Source organism: Streptomyces sp. NPDC002057 (genome assembly GCF_040296665.1).
Lineage (GTDB): Bacteria > Actinomycetota > Actinomycetes > Streptomycetales > Streptomycetaceae > Streptomyces.
Map to the genome: position 1 here is coordinate 53,600 of NZ_JBEOXR010000021.1, position 20,906 is coordinate 74,505.

A 20,906-nucleotide genomic window follows, 5' to 3' on the forward strand; every position below is an offset into this window, starting at 1 on the left:
TCATATCCCTGCCCAGTTGCCCATTGTTCACTCCCCGTTTCCCCTCCTGTTTCACCCTTGGACGGCAAGCACCAGCGGAAACACCCCTTCCGCTCCGGCCCGCCGCAGCAGCCGCGCCGCCACCGCCAACGTCCAGCCGCTGTCGGACAGATCGTCCACCAGGAGAACCGGACCGCCCGCCGCGGCCAGCCGGTCGGCCAGCTCGGCGGAGACCGTCAGGGTCCGCTGCAACCCGACCACCCGCTGGGCGCTGTTGGTCCGGGACAACCGCAGTTCGTCCGCCTCGGGGCCGTACTCCACCGTGCCCAGCAGGGGCATCCTGCCGATCTCGGCGATCCGCCGGCCCAGCGAATCCACCAGGCGCGGCCTGCGGTGCGAGGCGACCGTGACCACGCCGACGGGACGGGCAGGCGCGTCCGGCGACCCGGAGGCCCAACCCCCGGGCCCCTTGGCCCAGTCACCGAGCACATGCACCACCGCCTGCACGACATCGTCCGGAACGGGACCGTCCGCAGCGGTGTCGGCCAACAGCGGACGCAGCCGGTTGCCCCAGCCGATGTCCGAGAGCCGCCCCAGGGCCCGGCCGCCGAACGCCTGCTCGCCGGCGGGGATACGCCCCTTCAGGTCGACCCCGACAGCGGCGAGCCCCGTCGGCCACATCTTCCGGGGCTCGACCTCCACGCCCGGCCGGCCCAACTCGCCCTTGGCCGCGTCCAGAGCCGCGTCGGACACCTTGGGATCGAACCGGTTCCCCGCGCAGTTGTCACAGCGACCGCACGGGGCGGCCTCCTCGTCGTCCAGCTGGCGCCGCAGGAACTCCATCCGGCACCCTGTCGTCGCCGCGTAGTCACGCATCGCCTGCTGCTCGGCGGCCCGCTGCCGGGCCACCCACGCGTACCGCTCGGTGTCGTACGCCCAGGGCCGGCCCGTGCTCTCCCAGCCGCCCTTCACCCGCTTCACCGCGCCGTCCACGTCGAGGACCTTGAGCATCGTCTCCAGCCGGGTCCTGCGCAGCTCCACCAAGGGTTCCAGGGCGGGCAGGGACAGCGGCCGGCCGGCCTGCGCGAGCACGTCGATCGTGCGGCGCACCTGCTCCTCGGGCGGGAACGCGACCGAGGCGAAGTAGCGCCAGATCGCCTCGTCCTCCTGCCCGGGCAGCAGCAGCACCTCCGCGTGCTCCACGCCTCGCCCGGCCCGGCCGACCTGCTGGTAGTAGGCGATCGGGGAGGAGGGCGACCCGAGGTGCACCACGAACCCCAGGTCCGGCTTGTCGAAGCCCATGCCGAGGGCCGAGGTCGCCACCAGTGCCTTGACCCGGTTGGCCTGGAGATCGTCCTCCGCCTGCTGCCGGTCGGCGTTCTCCGTGCGGCCCGTGTAGGAGGAGACCGTGTGTCCACACTGGCGCAGGTAGGCCGTGACCTCGTCGGCCGCCGCGACGGTCAGTGTGTAGATGATCCCGGAGCCGGGCAGCTCGCCGATGTGATCGGCCAGCCAGGCCAGCCGATGCGCCGCGTCCGGAAGCCTGACCACGCCCAGGCTCAGGCTCTCCCGGTCCAGCGGCCCGCGCAGCACCAGGGCGTCCGTGCCGGCCCCCGTACCGAGCTGCTCGGCCACGTCCGCCGTCACCCGGGCGTTCGCCGTCGCCGTGGTCGCGAGCACCGGTACCCCGGACGGCAGGTCGGCCAGCATCGTGCGCAACCTGCGGTAGTCGGGCCGGAAGTCGTGTCCCCAGTCCGAGATGCAGTGGGCCTCGTCGACCACGAGCAGCCCGGTGGCGGCCGCGAGGCGGGGGAGCACCTGGTCGCGGAAGTCGGGATTGTTGAGCCGCTCGGGGCTCACCAGGAGCACGTCCACCTCGCCGGCGGAGACCTCCTCCTGGACGGTCTCCCACTCCTCCGTGTTCGAAGAATTGATCGTCCGGGCACGGATGCCCGCCCGGGCAGCCGCCTCCACCTGGTTGCGCATCAGCGCGAGGAGGGGGGAGACGATCACGGTCGGACCGCTGCCGCGCTCGCGGAGCAGCGACGTCGCCACGAAGTACACGGCCGACTTGCCCCAGCCGGTCCGCTGCACCACCAGGGCCCTGCGTCCGTCCGCGACCAGGGCCTCGATGGCCCGCCACTGGTCCTCGCGCAGTCTCGCCCGGCCGGTCGGGTCCGAGACGAGACGGGCCAGCACGGCATCGGCGGCGGTGCGCAGGGCGGCGCGGTCTTCCAAGGGGTCTGCGTGGGTCATGCCTCCATGCAACCCGATGCCTCGGACATCGCGCGAATGAGACGCCGGACCTGTGGACAACTCGACGGACGGACGGATGCCGCGTTCCGGGAGTTATCCACAGGGGTTTCGGATTTCGGGAGATCACGAGAACGTCCTGACCATGAACGCGAACCACCACGAATCCAGCGGACCCACCCGTACCCAGCAGATCACCCTGCGAGGCCCGGCGGAACTGGCCGACGCCCTGCCGTTCATGCTGGGCTTCCACCCCACCGACTCCGTCGTCCTGGCCGCCCTGCACGGCGAGCACGGCCGCTTCGGCGGCCGGGTCAGGCTCGGCATTCCGCGCTCGCCCCGTGAATGGGCGTCCACCGCCGATCACCTCGCCGAATGCCTGGTCGAGGGAGGTGCGAGGAGCGGCAGCCGACCGGACGGCATCGTCGTCTTCCTGTGCCAGGACCCGGCCGCCGGGGAGACGGGCCGCAGCGTCATGGAGCGCCTGCGCCCCTTCGCCCAGCGCCTCCGCACCGCCTGCGGCGCACTCGACATCCCCGTCTACGAGGCCCTCTGCATCTCCGACGGTCTCTACTTCTCCTACTGCTGCCCCGACGCACGCTGCTGTCCGCCCGACGGCACCCCGCTCGCCCTCAGCGGTACGTCGGTGATGGCGGCGGCAGCGGCCTACGCCGGAGTCCAGGTGCGGGGCTCCCTGCGGGACATGGAGGGCCGGTTCAAGCCGTCCGGAGGGCCCCGGGAGGAGGAACAGCGTGCGGCACTCGACGCGACCTCCGCGTCGATCGTCCCCCGGATCCTCGAAGACGCCGAGGGCCGGGAGCGCCAGGACGTGCGCGAGACGACTGTGCGACTCGCCCGTGAGGTCCTCCGCCGGTTCGCCAACCCGCAGAACCCGCAGAGCCAGAAGACCGCCCCGGCCGGTCCGACGGCCCCGATTGCCCCGGCCGGCCGGGCGGTCCCGGCGGGCGCGGGGAGGGCCGTCGTGTGGACGGCCGAGGGCGACGCGGCCGACGACGCGCTCGTCGGGACCGACGAAGCGGCCGCGCTGATCATCGGTCTCCAGGACCGCGTCACACGTGACCGCGCCGCCGAATGGATGGAGGGCTGGGAGGGCAAGGCGGCCCTGCGGCTCTGGCGCGTGCTGGCCCGGCGCTGCGTCACCCCCTACCAGGAGCACGCCGCCGCGCCCCTCACCCTCGCGGGCTGGGCGGCCTGGTCCACCGGCGACGAGCCCACCGCCCGGGTCGCCCTCGGACTCGCACTCGACGCCGACCCCGAGTACGTCTTCGCCCAGCTGCTGCACCAGGCGTGCAACGAAGGGCTCGACCCCGAGTCGCTCCGCTCCTGCCTGAGGAACGAGCGGGACGGCCGAGCGGCCTCGGAGCAGGACACCGCCGCCTCTTCCCGGCGGGTCCGGATGCGCACCGCCCGCCCGCAGGGCACGCGGCAGACCCTCCGTGACCCCGGCCGCCGGACCGGCGGAGGCGAGCGCCGGCCGACGGCCGGGGTGCGGCCCGGTGGGCCCGCCACGGGCAAGCCGGGGAAGGGCGCTCCGAGGCACGGCGGGCAGCGCGGCAGCAGGAGCGGCCGATGACGAGCGTGACCCGGCCACCCGCAGGCGCGTTCAGCTCTCTGGCGGAGTCGTCCGAACCGTCCCGCCGTCACTTCGCCGGCCGCCCGGTTCGCACAGAGAGCACCCCTTACCCGCCATGGCCCTCAGCCCCGTCCCGGCCCCCGGCCGTCCCACCGGACCCCCCACCGGGCCTGCGCCCGGGCGGCCGTCCGGTCCCGGCGTCGCGCCTTCCCGTGCCGCGCGCCCCGCAGAGCTTCCCTCGGTGCACGACGCGCTCCTCTGCGTGGCCCTGCCCGCCCTCGCCGTCTGCGCGGAGCACGGTCAGCTCACCGGCGAGGGACCCGAGGGCGTGTACACGGCGGGGCGGCGGCTCCTGTCCCGCTGCGTCCTGCGGGTGGCGGGGCGCGAGCCCGTCGCCCTCCAGGGCCGAATGGCGGCAGCCGATCGAGCCGTCTTCCTCGGCGTCCTCCGCCTCCCCGGGGACACGGGGCCCGACCCCGGTCTCTCCGTCGAGCGCACGCGGAGCGCCGACGGCACCGAGCGGATCACCCTGCGAAGCGCTGTCGCCCGTCCCCTCCGGCTCCCTGTGGAAATCTCTCTGGGCACGGATCTCGCGGACCTGGGCGCGGTGGCGTCCGGCAGGTCGGGACCCGAACTCTCCGCGAGCGTCCACGGCACCGGCCTGCGCTGGACCGACGGCGGCGGTCGCGCCGTCGCCGTCACGGCGGACCCGCCGCCCATGGACGCCCTGGCGGCCGCCGGAGTACTGCGCTGGGAGGCCGAGCTGGCGCCCGGAGGCACCTACACGGTCCGGCTACGGGTCCACGAGGGCTCGGCCGTCCGCCCCACCGCCTCCTCGGGCGGGGGCGCCGGACGGCCGGGCGGCCATCTCCTCGCCGAGGCCCATGCCGAGAGCGACGACCCACGGCCGGGGGAGCTGCTGCGGACATCGGTCGAGGACCTGCGAGCCCTGCTCCAGCGCGACCCGGCGCACCCCGCCGACGTGCACCTCGCGGCAGGGGTCCCCTGGCGCTGCGGACCGGTCACCGCCGAGGCGCTCTGGGCCGCCCGCATGGCCCTGCCCCTCGGTACCCGGCTCGCCGTCACCACCCTGCGCGCCCTCGGCCGCGCCCAGCTCTCCGGTGACGGTCCCGAGGCCGGCCGCATGCGGGGGCCCCTCAGGGACGCGGGCCCGCACCTGCCACCCCGCTGCACGGGCATCGAGGCCACCCTCGCCTTTCCGGCCGTGCTCGCCGAGGCCCGCCGCTGGGGGCTTCCGACGGCGGACCTGGAGGAGCTGCTGCCCGTGGCGGAGCGGTGCCTCGGGTGGCTGCGCCGGGCGGCCGGTGGGACGGGCCTCGTGCCGGACCCAGGGCCCGCCGGACCCTGGCGGGCCGAGACACAGGCGCACGCGCACCGCGCCGCCCTGCTCGGGGCGGACCTGCTCGACGGGTGCGGGAGGCCCGGTGGGGACGGACTGCGCGAGACGGCCCGGACCCTGCGCGAGCGCTTCCGCCGGGACTTCTGGCTCGACGACCCGGGGGGCGGTCGTCCCGCCGCCGCCCGCGGCCCGGACGGCCGGATTCTGCCCCACCTGGGCGGCTGGGCCGCGCACCTGCTCGACACCGGACTGCTGGGCGGCGGCCGGTACGCGCGGGGCCTGCTGGACCGGGCGGAGAGCGAACAGCTGGCGAGGCTGCTCGGCGCCCCGGCCCTCGACTCCGGCTGGGGGCTGCGCGGGCTGGGCGTCAAGGAGCCGGGACACAACCCCTTCGGCCACCGGGCGGGTGCCGTGCGGGTGCACGAGACGGCGGTCGCCGTCGCCGGACTCGCCGCCGTCGGCCACGAGAAGGAGGCCGCCTCCCTGCTGCGTGGGCTGCTCGACGCGGCGGAGGCCTTCACGTACCGGCTGCCCGAGATGTACGCGGGGGAGCAGCGGACGGCGGGCGGTCGCCCGGTGCCGCACCCGGCCGCGTGCCGGCCGGCGGCCGTCGCGGCCGCCGGAGCCGTCCACGCACTGCTCGCGCTCGCCGGCATCCGGCCCGACGCACCCGGGCGGTCCGTGTCGGCCCACCCGATGCGCTCCGCCCCCGTCGGAGCGATCCGGTTCTCGGGGCTCGTGGTGGCGGGTGAGCCGTTCGCCGTACGGGTGGGCAGGCTCGGTCTCGGTATGGTCGAGGAGGCCGCAGAGGGCCTTCAGCTGGGGGTGTGACGGGATGTCGGACACGGACACGAGGGAAGCTCCGCGGCACGGCGCGGAAGTCGTCGCCGATCCTGTCGAGGGGCGTGTTTATCGTCAGGAAGACGACTATGATCGCGGCATGCCTCCCTACGACCCGTCGGCCTTTCCGCCCTTCGCCGTCACCGTCGACCTGGTCGTGCTCACCGTGCGCCGCCACGCACTCTGCACCCTGGTCGTACGGCGGGGGGAGACGCCGTATCAGGGGCGCTGGGCGCTGCCCGGCGGCTTCGTGCGCGCGGAGGAGGACCTCGGCGCCGCGGCCGCACGCGAACTGGTCGAGGAGACGGGTCTCTGCGCCTACGATCCGGCCGCCCCGTCGCCCGTGCCGAGCAACGGCGCACACCTGGAGCAGCTGGCGACGTACGGGGCGCCCGACCGTGATCCGCGCATGCGGGTGGTCAGCGTCGCGCACCTGGCCCTGGCTCCGGACCTGCCCGCGCCGAGGGCGGGCGGCGACGCGAACAGTGCCCGCTGGGCGCCGGTCGAAGAACTGCTCGGCGAGGACGCGCTCGCCGGGGCCGTCGAAGCCGCGGGAGAGGCCGCGGACGCCGGGGACGAGGAGAAGGAGGGCGGTCCGGGGGCGCTCGCCTTCGACCACGCACGGATCCTCGCCGACGGCGTGGAGCGGGCCCGCTCCAAGATCGAGTACTCCTCCCTGGCCACGGCCTTCTGCCCGCCGGAGTTCACGGTCGGGGAGCTGCGGCGTGTCTACGAGGCCGTCTGGGGTGTCGCCCTCGACCCGCGCAACTTCCACCGGAAGGTGACCGGCACGCCCGGCTTCCTGGTGCCGGCCGGCGGTACCACGACCCGTCAGGGCGGGCGCCCGGCCCAGCTCTTCAGGGCAGGTGGGGCCACCCTCCTCAACCCGCCGATGCTGCGTCCCGAGGTCTGACGGACGCGCGCATCCGGCACCCCAGGGCACCAACCCTGCACGGAAAGTCCGAAATGTAGCGTTATCTTGCTGCGGTAGCGCCGCCCTGCCGCGGAGCGGTGTCCCCTACCGCGAGAGAAGCGATGCTCCAGGCAATCGGACTGACCAGCACTCCCCGCCACGATCGTCCGCCCGCCGTGGACGATCTGACCTTCGAGGCCCGGCCGGGTGCCGTGACCGCGCTGCTCGGCCCCCCGGGCGCCGGCAAGACCACCGCTCTCCGGCTCATGCTCGAACTCGAACCTGGCCGCGGGATGACCTACTTCCGGGGTCGCCCCCTCCATCGCCTCGCCCACCCCCCTCGCGAGGTGGGCGTGCTCCTCGGCGACATCCCCGGGCACCCCTCCCGCACGCTCCGGGGACAGCTGCGGATGCTCTGCGCCGCCACCGGCGTTCCCGTCTCACGGGCCGAGGAGCTGACGCGGGCCGTGGGGCTCGACGGCCTGCAGCGCCGACGGATCGGTACGCTCCCGATCGGCGCGGACCGCCGACTCGGCCTCGCCTCCGCCCTGTTGGGCGAGCCTCACACCCTGTTGCTCGACGAGCCGGGCGCGGGCCTCTCCGTACCCGAGGGCGCGTGGCTGTACGAGCTGCTGCGGGCCCACGCGGACGGCGGCGGAACGGTTCTCTACACCACGGGCGACCCCAAGGACGCGGCCCGCAACGCCGACCGGGTCGTCACGCTCGACCGCGGCCGTCTCGTCGCCGACCAGGACGTCGCCGAGTTCGCCCGTACCCGGATGCGGCCGCGGGTGGCCGTCCGCACCCCGCAGGCCGCCCGGCTGGCCGCGGTCGTGGCGCAGGAGGCCAGGGCCGCCCGGCGGCCGGTCGAGGTGGTCGCCGAGGACGGCAACCGCCTCTCCGTCTACGGGAGCGACTGCGCCGCCGTCGGCGACACGGCGTTCCGTCACGGCGTCCCGATCCACCGGCTCGCCGCCGAGACCGGGGGTGGCCCGGCTCCGCGCGCCCCGGAGGGAGCCGAGGCCGGGGCGGGCCCGGTCGCCCGCGCCCCGGAGGGAGCCGCGCCCGGGGAGCCCGGCGCCGGGCGCCGGGCGGAAGGGCTTCCCGGGGCCACGGACGGTCGGGGAGGCGGAACGCGCAGGCCGGCGCGTTCGCCGCTGCGTCCGCTGCGGTACGAGATCCACCGGCTCCTGGGCGTGCCGTCCACCCCGCTCGTCGTGGCGGCCGTCCTGCTCGGCTCCGTGGTGCTCGCCCTGCTCCTCGGTCGGGGAGGCCGTGCCGCGCTGCCCGCCGTCCTGGCCGGCTGGCCCGCGATCTCCCCGCTGCCGCCCGCGGCCCTCGGGGCGGGGCTCCTCGGCGCCTTCTCCTTCGGTGAGGAGTACCGCTACCCCGCGCTCACCACGGGCCGGGGCGCGGTGCCCCGCAGGCCGGGACTGCTGCTGGCGAAGCTCGCCGTGGCGGCGGCGGTCGCCCTCGTGCTCGGAGCGGCCGTCGTGGTGGTGGATCTGGAGGTCCTGCGGTTCGTCTACGGCGCGGAGTTGATCACCGTACCGAGCAACTGGCCCACGCTGTGTGTGAGTTGGCTGGGGCTGATCGTCGGATGCGCCTGGGCCGGGGTGCTCGGCGCCGGGGTGTTCCGCGCCGCGGCGGCCGGGGTTGCGGCGGTCCTCGCGGTGCCGGTCGCGTTCGTTCCGCTGCTCCAGAAGCTGCTGACCGGACCGTCGGTGCGGTCGGTCGCCGGACTTCCGGCGCGGTTGCGCGAGTTCGCCGGACCGCAGTGGTCCCCGGCGGCGGACAGGTGGCTGGCGGGGGCGCTGCGGGTGCTCGGGCAGCCCGCGGGGGTGGCTCTGTCGCTGATGTTGACCGGGTTGCTCTGCGCCTACGTGTTCACCGGCCTTCGCCGTAAGGCGCGTTGGTGATCACCTGCGGATCGAAAGGTTCCGGTTTGCCGCCAACTCCCTTGGAATCCGCCAGAAATGTCCGATTAATCGTCAATTGTGTAGGGGGTGCCGATCACCCTTTCGTGTGCTTTTCACCAAAGACCTCAAGGGGCACGGAGGCAACGCCGACAAAGGATGCGTGAGTACCCTTGCGCACACCATGATGACCGCCGCCCGCTCCGTCGACTCCGGCCTCGGCGCCCCGGGCGATCTCGACCGCTACCCCTACGCGGAGGCGCCCGCCGCCGGCCGCGTGGGTCCGCCCTCCTGGGAGGGGGTGGACACCGACCTGGGCCGCGTCGGCCGCCGTGGCACCGGCAACCGGGGGCGCGGACTGCACGGGCAGCTCGTCCAGCAGCTCGGCCAGATGATCGTCTCCGGCGACCTCGGGGCCGACCGCCCGCTGGTCCCCGAGGAGATCGGCCAGCGGTTCGAGGTCTCGCGCACCGTCGTGCGCGAGTCGCTGCGCGTACTGGAGGCGAAGGGGCTCGTCAGCGCCCGCCCGAACGTCGGCACCCGGGTCAGGCCGGTCAGCGACTGGAACCTCCTCGACCCCGACATCATCGAGTGGCGCGCCTTCGGCCCGCAGCGCGACGACCAGCGCCGCGAGCTGAACGAGCTGCGCTGGACGATCGAGCCCCTGGCCGCCCGCCTCGCCGCCGGGCACGGCCGCGAGGACGTCCAGCAGCGCCTGTCCGACATGGTCGAGATCATGGGCCACGCGTTCGCCCAGGGGGACGGCATCACCTTCTCCCGCGCCGACACCGAGTTCCACTCGCTCCTGATCCAGCTCGCCGGGAACCGCATGCTGGAGCACCTCTCCGGCATCGTCGCCGCCGCGCTCCAGGTGTCCGGCGGCCCCGTCACGGGCTGCGACCGCCCGAGTGAGGCCTGCCTCACCCACCACGCCCGGATCGTGGACGCGCTCGCCGCGGGGGACGCCCTCGGCGCGGAGACGGCCATGCGGCAGCTGCTCACGGTCCACCCCGAGGTGGAGCGGGTCGTCCCCGCCCCCCGCGAACACTGACCCGCGGGCCGTGGCCGGGAGAGCGCGGAGGCGCGGACATCACGTGCCGCCGGATCCGAGCGGCACCCGGGGAGTCCGGCAGGGACTCCCCGGGTGGCGTCCGGGTTTCGGCGGCGCGAATGTACCCTTATCTACTCCTCTGCGTTTTTTGTCGCACATGAGGTGTGACTCGGGCCACGAAGATTGGGCGTAACACTCCTCCGAGCCGTGCGATGACCTAAGAGGTGACAGCCGAGGAAGGAATACAGCAGCCGATGGAGGCGCTGTGCAGTTCCCCGGTCCAGCCCGCGCCGTCGGCACATTCCCCGTCGACGGTCGTCGGCTCCAGCCTGATCCAGGGCGGGGCCGGAAGCCGTTTCCATCGTTCCGAGAGGTTGTTCGTGTCGGCCAGCACATCCCGTACGCTCCCGCCGGAGATCGCCGAGTCCGAGTCTGTGATGGCGCTCATCGAGCAGGGAAAGGCTGATGGGCAGATCGCCGGCGATGACGTGCGTCGGGCCTTCGAGGCTGACCAGATTCCGCCAACCCAGTGGAAGAATGTTCTGCGCAGCCTCAATCAGATCCTCGAGGAAGAGGGTGTGACGCTGATGGTCAGTGCAGCGGAGTCGCCGAAGCGCGCCCGCAAGAGCGTCGCAGCGAAGAGCCCGGCCAAGCGCACCGCCACCAAGACCGTCACTGCCAGGACGACCGTGACGAAGACGACCGTCACGGCCTCCGCGGCATCCGCGGCCGAGGGCGCCGACCCGTCCGACGAGGACGGATCCGCCGCCAAGAAGGCGGCCGCGAAGAAGACCGTCGCCAAGAAGACGGTGGCCAAGAAGACCGTCGCCAAGAAGACGGCGGCCAAGAAGACCACCTCCAAGAAGGACGCCGACGAGCTCGCCGAGGGCGAAGAGCTGCTCGAGGACGTCGCGCCCGGCAAGGGCGAGGAGGAGGAGACCGAGGGCGAGAGCAAGGGCTTCGTCCTGTCCGACGACGACGAGGACGACGCTCCGGCGCAGCAGGTCGCCGTCGCCGGTGCCACCGCCGACCCGGTCAAGGACTACCTGAAGCAGATCGGCAAGGTCCCGCTGCTCAACGCCGAGCAGGAGGTCGAGCTCGCCAAGCGCATCGAGGCCGGTCTGTTCGCCGAGGACAAGCTCGCGAACTCGGACAAGCTCGCGCCGAAGCTCAAGCGCGAGCTGGAGATCATCGCCGAGGACGGGCGCCGCGCCAAGAACCACCTCCTGGAGGCCAACCTCCGTCTGGTGGTCTCCCTGGCCAAGCGCTACACCGGCCGCGGCATGCTCTTCCTGGACCTGATCCAGGAGGGCAACCTGGGTCTCATCCGCGCGGTCGAGAAGTTCGACTACACCAAGGGCTACAAGTTCTCCACGTACGCCACCTGGTGGATCCGTCAGGCGATCACCCGCGCCATGGCCGACCAGGCCCGCACCATCCGTATCCCGGTGCACATGGTCGAGGTCATCAACAAGCTCGCGCGCGTGCAGCGCCAGATGCTCCAGGACCTGGGCCGTGAGCCCACCCCGGAGGAGCTGGCCAAGGAGCTCGACATGACCCCTGAGAAGGTCATCGAGGTCCAGAAGTACGGTCGTGAGCCGATCTCCCTCCACACCCCGCTGGGTGAGGACGGCGACAGCGAGTTCGGCGACCTGATCGAGGACTCCGAGGCGGTCGTCCCGGCCGACGCGGTGAGCTTCACGCTCCTCCAGGAGCAGCTGCACTCGGTCCTCGACACGCTCTCCGAGCGTGAGGCCGGCGTCGTCTCGATGCGCTTCGGTCTCACCGACGGCCAGCCGAAGACGCTGGACGAGATCGGCAAGGTCTACGGCGTGACCCGCGAGCGGATCCGTCAGATCGAGTCGAAGACGATGTCGAAGCTGCGTCACCCGTCGCGTTCGCAGGTGCTGCGCGACTACCTCGACTGATCCGTACGACGTACGGAGCGGTACGCGGAAGGGCCCGGTTCCCCGAGGGGGAGCCGGGCCCTCCGGCTGTGCGCGGGTGCACGGCGCGCGAGTGTGCTGGACTCTGAGTGAACCGACATCACCGGAGAGTCAGGAGACTCCATGCGTGGTTCCCTCGCCCGAGCCTTGACGGGTGCTCTGGGCCTGATCGCCGCTACGGCGGGCCAGCTCGCCACAGCGGCCCCCGTGGCCGCCGACAGCGTCGTGGTGGGCGGCAGGCAGGCCCAGATCGCCGAGGCGCCGTGGGTCGTGGCGCTGTCCAGCCGTGACCGGTTCGGGGGTACGCGCGCGGGGCAGTTCTGCGGCGGCGTGGTCGTCGCGCCGACCAAGGTGCTCACGGCGGCCCACTGCCTGGGCCGGGAGGTGCTCGGCGGCGAGCCGTGGGAGGTGCGCGACTTCGTGGTCATCGCGGGCCGTGCGGCGCTGGGCGGGCAGGGCGGCCAGGAGGTGCGGATCTCGGACACCTGGGTCAATCCCGACTACGACCCCACGACCAACTCGGGCGACCTCGCCGTGCTGACGCTGGTGAGCGCTCTTCCGCAGTCGTACGTGATCGACGTCGCCCGAGCGGGAGACGCGGCGTACACGCCGGGTACGGAGGCGGACGTCTACGGCTGGGGCGACACGACCGGTCACGGGACGTACGCCTCCACGCTGAGGACGGCGCGGGTGCAGGTGCTGCCCGACGCGTCGTGCGAGCGGGCGTACCCCGGTGGCTTCGGCGTCCCCTACCGGGGCGACACCATGCTGTGCGCCGGTGACCCCCAGGGGGGCAAGGACGCGTGCCAGGGAGACAGCGGCGGCCCGCTCGTGGCGCAGGGGCGCCTCGTCGGCCTGGTGTCGTGGGGAAGCGGCTGTGGGCAGGCGGAGAACCCGGGGGTCTACACCCGGGTCTCGGCGGTACTGCCCGCGAGCTTCTGACGCCGGGACCCATGGATCGCGGAACCTCACGGATCCCGGAGCCCCACGGATCCTAGAACCTGCGGACCCCGGAAACCCTTGAACCCGTCCCCCGGACCCCGCCCCGCGCGCACGGCGGCGGTCAGGGCGAGTGCTCCGGGGCCACGGAGAGCCCGTGGGGCCACGGAGGGCTCATGAGGCCCCGAGAGAGTTCGCGGGGCTGCGCGGAGGCCAGGGCCGGTGTTCGGGGCCCGGGACTCCGTCGTGGATACGAGAACGGGCGGTCGCCCCCCTGGTGCTGCGGGGGTGACCGCCCGTTGTCCGGCCGGTGGTCAGTGGCCGGATCTGGGCTCGTCGTGGATGCGAGGCGTCAGTGGTCGTCGCCCTGCGTGCGGGCCGGCACGTCCGTCAGGCGGTCCGTCTCATCCTGTATCTCAACGGCGATCTTCTTGAGTTCCGGCTCGAACTTACGTCCGTGGTGGGCGCAGAAGAGCAAGTCACCTCCGCTGGTCAGGACGACGCGCAGGTACGCCTGGGCGCCGCAGCGGTCGCAGCGGTCAGCGGCCGTCAGGGGGCTCGCGGGGGTCAGAACAGTAGTCACGTCGCCTCTTCTCTAGCTCGACGAGCTGTCGTACCAGGGTCAACATCCAACCAGGCCGAAAACGTTCCCGCTCGTGGCTTTTCCTTGAAACTTCTTCCCAAGGTGGCTGTCTGCTGCCGGTTGGCGGCGAATGAGCCGTATTGCGTCGCTCTACGGATTTCGCGTTGCTTGTGTCGGTCAGTCCTCCCGGCGTGGTTGCCGGTTGTTGATGAGGACGTGCCCGGAGCCTAAATGGTTCATGCCTGGAAGGGAACGTGATGTTCGCGTCACCCCATCGAGGGATCGAACATCCATGCGACGCTGGACTAGCATGAGGAATCGGGGAGGGTGGCGTTACAACGGCTCTACCAGGCATCGGTACCCTCTGACCGGTGACCGACGCCGGGCCTTACCCCATCGGGCCAGATTTCAAATTCAGCGAGGAGCGAACCGCGTGACCGCCGAAACGTCCGTGCCGTCCAGTGCGCTGCTGACCGCAGACCGTGACGCTTCCAACTACACCGCGCGGCATCTGCTCGTACTCGAGGGGCTCGAAGCGGTCCGCAAGCGCCCCGGAATGTACATCGGGTCCACCGACAGCCGCGGCCTGATGCACTGCATCTGGGAGATCATCGACAACTCGGTCGACGAGGCCCTCGGTGGCTACTGCGACCACATCGAGGTCATCCTCCACGAGGACGGCTCGGTGGAGGTCCGGGACAACGGCCGCGGCATCCCGGTCGACGTCGAGCCGAAGACCGGACTCTCCGGAGTCGAGGTCGTCATGACCAAGCTGCACGCCGGCGGAAAGTTCGGCGGCGGCTCCTACGCCGCGTCCGGCGGCCTGCACGGCGTCGGCGCCTCCGTGGTCAACGCCCTCTCGGCCCGCCTCGACGTCGAGGTCGACAGGAACAGCGCCACGCACGCGATCAGCTTCCGCCGCGGTGTCCCGGGCATCTTCACCGAGCAGGGCCCCGACAGCCCCTTCGACCCGGGCAACGGCCTCCTCAAGGGCAAGCGCGTCCCCAAGAACCGCACCGGCACCCGCGTCCGCTACTGGGCGGACCGGCAGATCTTCCTCAAGGACGCCAAGCTCTCCCTGGAGACGCTGCACCAGCGCGCCCGGCAGACCGCCTTCCTGGTGCCCGGCCTCACGATCGTCGTCCGCGACGAGCGTGACCTGGCGGGGATCGGCAAGAGCGAGGAGACGTTCCGCTTCGACGGCGGCATCAGCGAGTTCTGCGAGTACCTGGCGCAGGACAAGGCCGTCTGCGACATCCAGCGCCTCACCGGACAGGGAACCTTCAAGGAGACCGTCCCCGTCCTCGACGAGCGCGGCCACATGACCCCGACCGAGGTCACCCGTGAGCTCGCCGTCGACGTCGCCCTGCGCTGGGGCACCGGCTACGACAGCGCGGTCAAGTCCTTCGTCAACATCATCGCCACCCCCAAGGGCGGCACCCACGTCTCGGGCTTCGAGCAGGCCGTCACCAAGACGGTGAACGAGGTGCTGCGCTCGGCCAAGATGCTGCGCGTCGCCGAGGACGACATCGTCAAGGACGACGCCCTGGAAGGGCTCACGGCCGTCGTGACGGTCCGCCTCGCGGAGCCGCAGTTCGAGGGGCAGACCAAGGAGGTCCTCGGTACGTCCGCCGCACGGCGGATCGTGGCGAACGTGGTCGCCAAGGAGCTCAAGGCGTTCCTCACCTCCACCAAGCGGGACGACAAGGCCCAGGCCCGCGCCGTCCTGGAGAAGGCCGTCGCGGCCGCCCGCACCCGGATCGCGGCCCGCCAGCACAAGGACGCGCAGCGCCGGAAGACCGCGCTCGAGTCCTCCTCTCTGCCCGCCAAGCTGGCCGACTGCCGCAGCGACGACGTGGAGCGCAGCGAGCTCTTCATCGTCGAGGGCGACTCGGCCCTCGGCACGGCCAAGCTCGCCCGCAACAGCGAGTTCCAGGCCCTGCTGCCGATCCGCGGCAAGATCCTCAACGTCCAGAAGTCGTCCGTCTCGGACATGCTGAAGAACGCCGAGTGCGGGGCGATCATCCAGGTCATAGGGGCCGGCTCGGGCCGCACCTTCGACATCGACGCGGCCCGCTACGGGAAGATCGTCCTCCTGGTCGACGCCGACGTCGACGGCGCCCACATCCGGTGCCTGCTGCTGACGCTCTTCCAGCGCTACATGCGGCCCATGGTCGAGGCCGGACGGGTCTTCGCCGCCGTGCCCCCGCTGCACCGCATCGAGCTGGTCCAGCCCAAGAAGGGCCAGGACAAGTACGTGTACACGTACTCGGACAACGAGCTCCGGCAGACCCTGCTGGAGTTCCAGCGCAAGGGGGTCCGCTACAAGGACTCCATCCAGCGCTACAAGGGCCTCGGCGAGATGGACGCCGACCAGCTCGCGGAGACCACGATGGACCCGCGCCACCGCACCCTGCGCCGGATCAACATCGGCGACCTGGACGCGGCGGAGCAGGTGTTCGACCTGCTCATGGGCAACGACGTGGCGCCCCGCAAGGAGTTCATCACCGGTTCGGCGGCGACCCTCGACCGCTCGCGCATCGACGCCTGAGGCGCACCACCCACGGACCGATCACGCGGCCGCCCGCTCTCCACGGAGAGCGGGCGGCCGCGGTCGTGTCGGTACGCATATCAGCACGGTCCCGTCAGGTCACCTGGCGGAAGAGTCACCTGATGGGGTGAACAGGAGGAGGAGAAGAGTCCGGGATCTTCCCGCTCTGTCCATCCTTGGGCACGCGGCCGAAACGGTTCGCTGACAAGGAGAGTTGGCCGGTGGAGCAGGTGGACAAGCAGGAGGGGCTCGGCGCTTCGGCGGTGCCGGTCGACGACCCCTGGTACGACGCGACGGCCTCCGGCGGGGGCGAGCGGGAGGGAGCCGGGGCGCCCGGTGACGGCCGCCCCGACGCGGTGCCGCGGCAGCGGGTCCACAACGCGGCGGAGATCTATCTGGAGGTGCAGCGCAGCCCGGCCTTCCAGGAAGTGCGCAGCCGCTACCGCCGGTTCGTGTTCCCCGCCGCCCTCGCGTTCCTCCTCTGGTACCTCGCCTATGTCGTGGCGGCGACCGCCGCGCCCGGGCTCATGGCGCGGCCGGTGGCCGGAGTGGTGAACGTGGCGATGATCGCGGGGCTCGGACAGTTCCTCACGACCTTCCTGCTGACCTGGGCCTACGCGCGCCACGCGCGGCTGCGCAGGGACCGGGCCGCACTGGACCTGCGCTGGGACACACAGGAGATGACCCGAGGGGTGGCGCAGCCGTGACCGGAGACCACCAGACCCTGGCGCTCGTGCTGTTCAGCGTGTTCATCGCCGTCACCCTGGGGATCACCACGTGGGTGAGCCGCAACCGGCGCGGTTCGGCGGAGGAGTTCTACGCGGGCGGCAGGCTGTTCTCGCCCCTGGAGAACGGATTCGCCATCGCCGGCGACTACATGTCCGCGGCCTCCTTCCTCGGCATCTCCGGAGTGATCGCGCTCTACGGCTACGACGGCATGCTGTACTCCGTCGGCTTCCTCGTCGCCTGGCTGGTCGTCCTGCTGCTCGTGGCCGAACTGGTCCGCAACTGCGGCCGGTTCACGCTGGCCGACGTCGTCGCGGCGCGGATGGCCGAGCGGCCGGTACGGATCGCCGCCGGAACCTCCTCGGTAGCCGTCTCCGTGCTCTACCTCGTGGCCCAGATGGTGGGCGCCGGAAGCCTGGTCGCCCTGCTGCTCGGGGGGACCAGCGAGGCGGCCCGTTCCTGGACGGTGATCGGCGTCGGAGCGCTGATGGTGATCTACGTGTCGCTCGGCGGCATGCGGGCCACCACCTGGATCCAGATCGTCAAGGCGGTCCTGCTGATGGCCGGCACGATCACGCTCACCGTGCTGGTCCTGCTCCGGTTCCACGGCGATGTGAACAGCCTGCTCTCGACCGCGGCCGAGCGCAGCGGCCACGGAGTGGACTTCCTCGCCCCCGGCCTCCGCTACGGCGGGGACTGGACGGCCCGTCTCGACTTCATCAGCCTCGGCATCGCCCTGGTCCTGGGCACGGCGGGGCTGCCCCACATCCTGTCGCGCTTCTACACGGTGCCGACCGCCCGGGCCGCCCGTCGTTCCGTCGTCTGGTCCATCGGGCTCATCGGCAGCTTCTACCTGATGACCATCGTGCTCGGCTTCGGAGCTGCCGCCCTCATCGGCCCCGACGAGGTCCGCGCCTCCAACGCCTCGGGGAACACGGCCGTGCCGCTGCTCGCCCTCGACCTCGGCGGGGGAGCGGGTTCCACCGGTGGCACCGTGCTCTTCGCGATCGTCGCGGCGGTGGCGTTCGCCACCATCCTCGCCGTCGTCGCGGGGATCACGCTCGCCTCCTCCGCCTCGGTCGCCCACGACCTCTACGCCTCGCTGCGCCGACGGCACGCGAAGCAGTACAGCGAGGTGACCGTGGCCCGGGTCGCCGCGGCGGTGATCGGAGCGGCCGCCATCGGCCTCGGGCTGCTCGCCCGCGACCTCAACGTGGCCTTCCTCGTCGGCCTGGCCTTCGCGGTCGCGGCCTCCGCCAACCTGCCGGTGCTGCTCTACTCGCTGTTCTGGCGGAAGTTCACCACCCGGGGCGCGGTCTGGTCGGTGTACGGCGGGCTGATCCCCGCCGTGCTGCTCGTCGTGGTCTCGCCGGTCGTCTCCGGCACGCCCGAGGCGCTGTTCCCCGGCGTCGACTTCCGTCTCTTCCCGTTGCAGAACCCGGGAGTGGTCTCCATTCCGCTCGGCTTCCTCGCGGGCTGGCTCGGGACGGTCACCTCGTCGGAGCCGCCCGACGAGGCACGGCACGCCGAGACCGAGGTCAGGGCGCTCACCGGAGCGGGAGCGGTCTGACCGGAGCCGGGCGGGTGCAGTCCGGGAGGTTCCGGCTGCCCGCGCCGGTCGGGGAGGCCGTCGGCGCTGCCCGGGAGGCCGGACCAGGTCGCCCGGGACCAGGCGCCCGCGCTCTCCGGGAGGCCCTACGCGGGGCCCGCGCTGCCCGGGAGGCCGTACTCGGGCACCCTGAGGCACCGTGGGCCCGGAGCGGCCTTAGTCGGTGGAGGGGGAGCTGGTCCAGGCGTAGCGGTGTTCGGGGCGGCCCGTCTCGCCGTACCGGAGGGAGAGACGGACCCGGCCGGTGCGTTCGAGGAGCTTGAGATAGCGCTGCGCGGTCTGGCGGCTGACGCCGGCCCGCTCGGCGATCTCCTGGGCGGAGAGCGGCCCGTCGGCGGCGAGCAGGACCTGCCGGACCAGTTCGGCCGTGGTGGGGGAGTGCCCCTTGGGCAGGTCGGGGGCGACGGAGCCGGCCGCCAGGACGCCGAAGATCCGGTCCACCTCCGCCTGCTCCGCCTCGCCCCCGCTCTCCAGGGTGCGGCGGAGCGTCGCGTACGCCTCCAGCTTGGCGCGCAGTCCGGCGAAGTTGAACGGCTTGACCAGGTACTGCAGGGCTCCGTGCCGCATGGCCGCCTGCACGGTGGCGACGTCCCGGGCCGCCGTCACCATGATCACGTCGCACTGGTGGCCGCGTGCGCGGAGTTCCCGTACCGCCGCGAGTCCGTTCTCGTCCGGCAGGTAGTGGTCGAGGAGGATCAGGTCCACCGGCTGTCCGTCCAGGGCGGCGAGCGCCTCGGCGGTCGAGTGGGCGGTGGCGGCGACACGGAAGCCGGGCACCTTGGTGACGTAGGCGGCGTTGATCCGCGCCACCAGCACGTCGTCGTCCACGACGAGGACGTCGATCATCGTGCCTCCTCGGCGGGCTTCGCGGCCGGGGTCGGGGTCGGGGTGCGAGGGGGTGTGGGGATGGGGGCCCGGGCGGGGACCGACGGGCTCGGCTCCGGGTCGGTCAGCGCGTCCGGAAGGACGACGGTGAACTCGGCGCCGCCGTCGGGCCCCTCCGCCACGCGGGCGCTGCCGCCCCGGCGCTCGGCGAGCCGACGGACCAGCGCGAGACCCAGGCCGCGCTTTCCGTGGGACGGAAGCGCCTTCGTCGACCAGCCCTCGGTGAAGATCAGCTCGCGGCGCTCCTCCGGAACTCCCGGGCCGCTGTCGGTGACCCGCAGCACGACCGCACGCCCCTCGGTGCGGAACGAGAGGTCGATCCGGGCCCCCGGGGTGCCCGCGACGGCGTCCAGGGCGTTGTCGACCAGGTTGCCGACGACGGTGACCAGTTCGCGCGGGTCGACGAGCCGGTCCGGGAGCAGCGCGTCGGGGGCGAGCCGCAGCGAGACGCCGCGTTCGGCGGCGACGGTGCCCTTGCCGACCAGAAGCGCCGCGAGCAACGGGTCGTGCACCTTCTCCGTGACCTGCTCGGCGGTGGCCCGGTGCACCCCGACCACCTCGGTCACGAACTCCACCGCCTCCTCGTGCATCTCCAGCTCCAGGAGCCCGAGGAGGGTGTGCATCCGGTTGGCGTGCTCGTGGTCCTGGGCGCGAAGGGCGTCGATGAGGCCCCGGGTGGAGTCCAGCTCGCGCCCGAGCCGCTCCAGCTCGGTGCGGTCGCGGAGGGTCGCCACGGCGCCGCCGTCGTCGGTCGGCATCCGGTTGGCGATCAGCACCCGGTGGCCCCGGACGGTGACCAGGTCGTCGCCGGTCACCCGGCCCGCGAGGACGTCGGCGGTACGCCCCCGGCCGAGGACCTCGTCGAGCGGACGGCCCGCGGCCTCGGGACCGAGGCCGAGAAGCCGCTGCGCCTCGTCGTTCATGAGCCGCACGGAGCCGTGGCGGTCGATGGCCACGACCCCTTCGCGGATGCCGTGCAGCATGGCCTCGCGTTCGGCCAGGAGCGCGGAGATGTCGGAGAAGGCCAGGTCATGGGTCTGCCGCTGGAGGCGCCGGGAGATCAGGTACGCGGCCAGGGCCCCGGCCGCGAGCGCCCCGCCCGCGTAGGCGAGGAGGCCCGGGATCGCGCCGAGGAGCCGGTCCCGGACGCTGTCGTACTCGATGCCGACCGAGATCGCGCCGACGATCCGCCCGTCCGCGTCCCGCAGCGGCGTCTTGCCGCGCGCCGAGCGGCCCAGGGTGCCGCTGTCGATCTCCATCACCTCGCGCCCGGCGAGGACCGTGCTGGGGTCGGTGGAGACGCGTCTGCCGATTTCGGCGGGATCGGTGTGCGACCAGCGCACCCCGCGCGTGTCCATGACCACGACGTACTCAGCGCCCGTGGAGGTCCTGATCCGTTCGGCCTCCGTCTGCACCGGGCCCCGCGCGGAGGGCGGGGTGCCGGTGAGGTCCGCCGCCAGCCGGGGCGAGGCCGTGGTCCCGGCGATGGCGAGGGCCCGCCGCATGGCCTGGTCGTCGAGCTGGGCGCTGAGCGGGGCCAGGAAGAGCCCGGTGGCGAGAACGGTCACGCCGGTCGCGATGGCCAGCTGCATCAGCAGGACCTGCGAGAACACCCGCTGGGGCCACCCGAACCGCCGACGGCGCGCGAGGGGGCGCGGGGGGCTGGTCTGTGCGGGGCTCATGCGGGAAAGGTACGGGGCCGCGCGCGGCGACCGGAAATGGCGAGGCACGGGGGGAGGCCCCGCCTTCACCGGGAGACGG

The 20,906-nt window shown here is 72.7% G+C and carries 14 protein-coding genes; 10 read left to right on the top strand and 4 right to left on the bottom strand.

The annotated features are described in order from the left end of the window. Positions 1–51 precede the first annotated feature (51 nt). Positions 52–2,235, bottom strand: coding sequence for a RecQ family ATP-dependent DNA helicase (locus tag ABT129_RS18530; RefSeq protein ID WP_351902098.1), 2,184 nt, complete (start codon positions 2,233–2,235; stop codon positions 52–54). A gap of 142 nt (positions 2,236–2,377) precedes the next feature. Between ABT129_RS18530 and ABT129_RS18535 the strand changes: the two genes are divergently transcribed. From ABT129_RS18535 to ABT129_RS18565, 7 genes are all read left to right on the top strand, one after another. Continuing rightward, the gene (locus ABT129_RS18535) at positions 2,378–3,826 is read left to right on the top strand and encodes a DUF4192 domain-containing protein (RefSeq protein WP_351902100.1); all 1,449 of its coding nucleotides are present in this window, start codon (positions 2,378–2,380) and stop codon (positions 3,824–3,826) included. Positions 3,827–3,941: 115 nt separating this feature from the next. Next, complete coding sequence (locus tag ABT129_RS18540; protein ID WP_351902102.1) at positions 3,942–6,017, top strand: glycogen debranching N-terminal domain-containing protein; 2,076 nt, start codon at positions 3,942–3,944, stop codon at positions 6,015–6,017. Between the two features lie 109 nt (positions 6,018–6,126). Further along, the gene (locus ABT129_RS18545; RefSeq protein WP_351902104.1) at positions 6,127–6,939 is read left to right on the top strand and encodes an NUDIX hydrolase; all 813 of its coding nucleotides are present in this window, start codon (positions 6,127–6,129) and stop codon (positions 6,937–6,939) included. A gap of 122 nt (positions 6,940–7,061) precedes the next feature. Further along, on the top strand, positions 7,062–8,858 hold the full coding sequence (locus ABT129_RS18550) for an ATP-binding cassette domain-containing protein (RefSeq protein ID WP_351902106.1): 1,797 nt from the start codon (positions 7,062–7,064) through the stop codon (positions 8,856–8,858). A 160-nt stretch (positions 8,859–9,018) separates the two neighbouring features. Continuing rightward, positions 9,019–9,906: a FadR/GntR family transcriptional regulator gene (locus ABT129_RS18555; RefSeq protein WP_351902108.1), complete on the top strand. Its 888-nt coding sequence runs from the start codon at positions 9,019–9,021 to the stop codon at positions 9,904–9,906. Between the two features lie 380 nt (positions 9,907–10,286). Further along, positions 10,287–11,834, top strand: a complete 1,548-nt coding sequence (locus ABT129_RS18560) for an RNA polymerase sigma factor (protein ID WP_351902110.1) — start codon at positions 10,287–10,289, stop codon at positions 11,832–11,834. 141 nt (positions 11,835–11,975) lie between these two features. Then, complete coding sequence (locus tag ABT129_RS18565) at positions 11,976–12,794, top strand: serine protease (RefSeq protein WP_351902112.1); 819 nt, start codon at positions 11,976–11,978, stop codon at positions 12,792–12,794. A 349-nt stretch (positions 12,795–13,143) separates the two neighbouring features. Here the strand turns inward: ABT129_RS18565 and ABT129_RS18570 are convergent, their stop codons facing one another. Then, positions 13,144–13,374, bottom strand: a complete 231-nt coding sequence (locus ABT129_RS18570) for a DUF7455 domain-containing protein (protein WP_015036683.1) — start codon at positions 13,372–13,374, stop codon at positions 13,144–13,146. Positions 13,375–13,807: 433 nt separating this feature from the next. On the opposite strand from ABT129_RS18570, the gene ABT129_RS18575 reads away from it, so the two are divergent. From ABT129_RS18575 to ABT129_RS18585, 3 genes are all read left to right on the top strand, one after another. After that, complete coding sequence (locus ABT129_RS18575; RefSeq protein ID WP_351902115.1) at positions 13,808–15,925, top strand: DNA gyrase/topoisomerase IV subunit B; 2,118 nt, start codon at positions 13,808–13,810, stop codon at positions 15,923–15,925. 221 nt (positions 15,926–16,146) lie between these two features. Beyond that, positions 16,147–16,632, top strand: a complete 486-nt coding sequence (locus tag ABT129_RS18580) for a DUF485 domain-containing protein (protein ID WP_351902117.1) — start codon at positions 16,147–16,149, stop codon at positions 16,630–16,632. Continuing rightward, entirely contained in the window at positions 16,629–18,221 is a 1,593-nt protein-coding gene (locus ABT129_RS18585) for a monocarboxylic acid transporter (protein WP_351902119.1), read from the top strand. Before ABT129_RS18580 ends, ABT129_RS18585 begins: the two co-directional genes overlap by 4 nt. Positions 18,222–18,416: 195 nt before the next feature. Here ABT129_RS18585 and ABT129_RS18590 read toward each other — a convergent pair whose 3' ends face one another. Together ABT129_RS18590 and ABT129_RS18595 are read right to left on the bottom strand one after the other, a co-directional pair. Beyond that, entirely contained in the window at positions 18,417–19,106 is a 690-nt protein-coding gene (locus tag ABT129_RS18590) for a DUF7342 family protein (protein ID WP_351902121.1), read from the bottom strand. Further along, positions 19,103–20,827 carry a sensor histidine kinase gene (locus tag ABT129_RS18595; protein ID WP_351902123.1) on the bottom strand — a complete coding sequence of 575 codons (1,725 nt, stop codon included), beginning with the start codon at positions 20,825–20,827 and terminating at the stop codon, positions 19,103–19,105. The genes ABT129_RS18590 and ABT129_RS18595 overlap by 4 nt, the downstream gene beginning before the upstream one ends. Positions 20,828–20,906 lie beyond the last annotated feature (79 nt).

Coding starts and splice junctions, on each gene's coding strand:
- ABT129_RS18530 (WP_351902098.1), bottom strand. CDS start 2,235: ATGACCCACGCAGACCCCTTGGAAGACCGCGCCGCCCTGCGCACCGCC.
- ABT129_RS18535 (WP_351902100.1), top strand. CDS start 2,378: ATGAACGCGAACCACCACGAATCCAGCGGACCCACCCGTACCCAGCAG.
- ABT129_RS18540 (WP_351902102.1), top strand. CDS start 3,942: ATGGCCCTCAGCCCCGTCCCGGCCCCCGGCCGTCCCACCGGACCCCCC.
- ABT129_RS18545 (WP_351902104.1), top strand. CDS start 6,127: ATGCCTCCCTACGACCCGTCGGCCTTTCCGCCCTTCGCCGTCACCGTC.
- ABT129_RS18550 (WP_351902106.1), top strand. CDS start 7,062: ATGCTCCAGGCAATCGGACTGACCAGCACTCCCCGCCACGATCGTCCG.
- ABT129_RS18565 (WP_351902112.1), top strand. CDS start 11,976: ATGCGTGGTTCCCTCGCCCGAGCCTTGACGGGTGCTCTGGGCCTGATC.
- ABT129_RS18590 (WP_351902121.1), bottom strand. CDS start 19,106: ATGATCGACGTCCTCGTCGTGGACGACGACGTGCTGGTGGCGCGGATC.
- ABT129_RS18595 (WP_351902123.1), bottom strand. CDS start 20,827: ATGAGCCCCGCACAGACCAGCCCCCCGCGCCCCCTCGCGCGCCGTCGG.